At 39.6% G+C, this 3,119-nt stretch carries 4 protein-coding genes and 1 pseudogene; 4 read left to right on the top strand and 1 reads right to left on the bottom strand.

Annotated elements, in window-relative coordinates; genetic code table 11:
- Positions 1–104 precede the first annotated feature (104 nt).
- Positions 105–302, top strand: a complete 198-nt coding sequence (locus MM214_RS18800; RefSeq protein WP_241297722.1) for a hypothetical protein — start codon at positions 105–107, stop codon at positions 300–302.
- 52 nt (positions 303–354) lie between these two features.
- Here the strand turns inward: MM214_RS18800 and MM214_RS19205 are convergent.
- Positions 355–516 (bottom strand): annotated as a pseudogene (locus tag MM214_RS19205) (IS91 family transposase); the annotation flags it as partial.
- A gap of 422 nt (positions 517–938) precedes the next feature.
- Between MM214_RS19205 and MM214_RS18790 the strand changes: the two are divergent.
- The 3 genes from MM214_RS18790 (at position 939) to MM214_RS18780 (ending at position 2,824) form a co-directional block, all read left to right on the top strand.
- Positions 939–1,538: a DUF6088 family protein gene (locus MM214_RS18790; RefSeq protein ID WP_241297720.1), complete on the top strand. Its 600-nt coding sequence runs from the start codon at positions 939–941 to the stop codon at positions 1,536–1,538.
- Positions 1,505–2,539, top strand: coding sequence for a nucleotidyl transferase AbiEii/AbiGii toxin family protein (locus MM214_RS18785; RefSeq protein WP_241297719.1), 1,035 nt, complete (start codon positions 1,505–1,507; stop codon positions 2,537–2,539). The genes MM214_RS18790 and MM214_RS18785 overlap by 34 nt, the downstream gene beginning before the upstream one ends.
- 120 nt (positions 2,540–2,659) lie before the next feature.
- Entirely contained in the window at positions 2,660–2,824 is a 165-nt protein-coding gene (locus MM214_RS18780; RefSeq protein ID WP_241297718.1) for a hypothetical protein, read from the top strand.
- Positions 2,825–3,119: the final 295 nt, after the last annotated feature.

Raw genomic sequence — 3,119 nt, 5'->3', positions numbered from 1 at the left:
GAATCACTACTGCCAACATTTAGCCCACTAGCCAAAAACCCTTGGAAAAAATCCCTGATTGATGCATTCATCTATCAGGGTCGCCGATAGGGATCGGGAGGTTAGTGGCTGCCGTGTGCGCCTATGGCGTATTGACTGACTTGTGCGCTGGGGCGTACATCCGCAGGGTGAAGGGCTTGCTAGGTGGAATAGTAGGCTGGTTGGTGGATTTTAGGAAGCGGTTGTTTCTGTTTTTCGATGACTTTGGGAGTATTTGCTTTGGTTTGGGCATGACTTCCCCCACCCAACATCTAGGGATTTGAATTTTGGCATGTCTTGGATCCAACCCTTGATTTCTTGAATCCTGTAAATGGATCAAGAAGGGGCTAGATTTGGTTTGAAAGGTTTTGGCTTTCTACCTGATTTGTCCCTAGTATCAAAGATAGTTTCCATTCTTCCATGATCGCAGCAAGGGCATTTGAAGATATCCCTGCCGTATTTTTCGAGCATTCTGATCTGGAATGGAATGATGACTTTGGTTTAAATGAAGGCCTCCCGTCGAGATAGGGATTATGCTTTTTGGTCTGTTCTTCATCGGTAGTTCTGGAAATAAACCCAAGGAGATCCAGGTCAAGCTTATTGATAAAGGCATCAATTACTCTGACAGGGTTTTCTTTGGGAATGGTATCTTCCAAGCTGGAGAAGGTTGCTTGAAACCGGTATATTCCTAGGATGTGCTTCATGGAAATAAGTTGATATTCTTACAACTAACTACCATTAAATTTACTAATTTTAAAGGAACTGAAAACCCGTTGAACTAAGAAATAGCAGAGACTTTTTTCACAGTGTGACGTTGTGGGTAATGGTAACTCGACACAGCAAAATATACAGACAAAAAAATAGAATTTAACACCAATTTCGTCCCAAATATTTACTAAATTTGGGACGAGATAAAACCAATGGAAAGACCACAAGTAGAAAATAGGATTGCAGAAGCACTGAAAACCTACCCAAAGGGTAGTGTTCTCTTTGTTGATGACTTTTTAGACTATGGCAATCCTGAAAGCGTTAAGAAAGCCTTGTTACGCCTGAAAGAAAAGGAAATTCTTGTTCGTATGGCTCACGGAATTTACCTATATCCTAAAGCTGACAAAGAACTTGGTGTGCTCTTTCCATCAACCGAAGAAATAGCCAAAGCCATTGCAAGACGGGATAAAGCGAGAATTATTCCTACGGGCGTTCAAGCCTTGAACAAATTAGGGTTATCTACACAAGTTCCAATGAAAGTTGTTTACCTGACTGATGGAGCAGCAAGAACCGTAAAAGTTGGCAAGCGAACCATCACATTTAAAAAGACAAGCCCAAAGAACCTTTCAGTAAAAGGAGAATTAAGCGGTTTGGCTATTCAGGCACTCAAAACTATTGGTCAAAAGAAATTAGATGAAAAAACAATCGAAAAAATCCAAGTCATTCTAAAGAATGAAAAGAAAGAGAATATCATCAATGATGCTAAACTCTCCCCTGCTTGGATAAACAAAATATTAATGCAAATAATTTGATGAACACCAGTTGGCTCACATTATCAAAAGAAAGAAGGATTGAAATCCTCAATCAGGCAACAGAATCAACAGGTTTGCCAGCCATTGCCATTGAGAAAGATTGGTGGGTATCATTATGTTTGAATGCTTCATTTTCTTTACCATACAGCGAACATATTGTATTCAAAGGTGGAACTTCTTTGAGCAAAGGGTGGGATTTGATAGAGCGATTTTCAGAAGATATTGACTTGGCAATTGACCGAAAATTTTTCGGATTTGAAGGAGACATCAGTAAAACGCAAATAAGAAAACTTAGAAAACAATCTTGTGAATTCATCTCAACAGAGTTTCTCAAAGACTTAACACAAACTTTAACAGATTGGGGAGCAATAGCAGAATGTGAGCTATTTGCACAGCCTGGTAACGATTCAGACAAAGACCCGCAGGTAATTGAAATCCATTACAATTCGGTAGTTGACACTTCAGAATATCTACCTCAAAGAGTTTTGATTGAAGTAAGTTCTCGTTCCTTGATGGAGCCGACAGAGAAGCGTGAAATCAATTCCATTCTAAGTGTGAATTTTCCAACATTGGATTTTGCATCAGATACTTTTACAATTCCTACAGTTCTACCCCAACGAACCTTCCTTGAAAAGATATTCTTGCTCCACGAAGAATTTTCGCAAGAGCCTGAAAAAATCCGTATAGACCGACTTTCAAGACATTTATATGATTTGGAAAGGTTAATGGACACTAAACACGGTATAACAGCACTCCAAGACAAGGAACTTTACAACAATATTGTTGCTCATAGAGAAAAATTCAATCCGTTGAGGGGGCTTGACTATGCTAACCATACTCCTGACAAAATCAAAATCATACCATCAGAAACAGTTATAAAAGAATACGAGAGTGACTATTCAGAAATGACCAAGTTTATGATTTATGGGAAAGCGTTGACTTTTGACAGATTAGTAAAGAGAATTTCAGAACTTCAAACACGGGTAAACCAAATTAGATGAAAAGAACCACTACCCACAACTTTTAGCCCACTAGCCAAAAATCCCTCATGCCGATCACTATCGGTAATCCCTGATTGATGCATTCATCTATCAGGGTCGCCGATAGGAATCGGGAGGTCAGTGGCTGCCGTGTGCGCCAATGGCGTATTGACTGACATCCGTAGGGTGAAGGGTTTGCTAGGTGGAATAGTAGGCTGGTTGGTGGGTTTTAGGAAGCGGTTGTTTCTGTTTTTCGATGACTTTGGGAGTATTTGCTTTGGTTTGGGCATGACTTCCCCCACCTAACATCTGGGGATTTGAATTTTCAGCATGTCTTGGACCCAACCCTTGATTTCTTGAATCCTGTAAATGGATCAAGAAGGTGCGGGATTGGGTTTGAAAGGTTTTTGTTACCTTAGATCAGAAAAGAATATTGGGCTAAGTTAAGAGAATAAAAAAACAAATCGATAAATTCGGTCTGACTAATGAGGATTGGAAATCAGCTCAAATTGAGGGATTTTGTTTACATTAGTCAGAATGGCAAAAAACCAGTTCCAAAGGAGAAATACGACTGGAAAAACATAAATTTGTAGCATATAGA

The organism is Belliella kenyensis (assembly GCF_022549675.1).
Taxonomy (GTDB): domain Bacteria; phylum Bacteroidota; class Bacteroidia; order Cytophagales; family Cyclobacteriaceae; genus Belliella; species Belliella kenyensis.
This window is presented reverse-complemented; position numbering and strand designations above follow the sequence as displayed.